This window comes from Bacillus sp. SIMBA_005, assembly GCF_046535585.1.
GTDB lineage: Bacteria > Bacillota > Bacilli > Bacillales > Bacillaceae > Bacillus > Bacillus pumilus.
Map to the genome: position 1 here is coordinate 1 of NZ_JAWRWI010000360.1, position 274 is coordinate 274.

Genomic DNA, 274 nt, shown 5'->3' on the forward strand with positions numbered 1-274 from the left:
GGAGCCGACGCCGCTCTGCTTCAGGCCGCTTTCTTCCATGTGTTCGGTCACGATGCCCCAGCAATTCATCCAGACGGTGCCAGCTTCAAGCGCGCCGGCAACGCGCCGCGCACGATTGGCATCTGCCGTGAATACCGATGCTGCGAGACCGAACTCTGTGGCATTGGCCCGCGAGATCGCCTCGGCTTCATCCTTGAAGACTTCAAGCGTCTGAACAGGGCCAAAGACTTCGCTCTGTACAAGGAACGCACCGACCGGCTCCACCTCAATCAAG

At 60.2% G+C, this 274-nt stretch carries 1 protein-coding gene; it reads right to left on the reverse strand.

Annotated features, from left to right (window positions below):
- Window positions 1–274 (reverse strand): aldehyde dehydrogenase family protein (locus SB660_RS20455; RefSeq protein WP_410584158.1); only part of this gene is annotated, 274 nt, incomplete at both ends.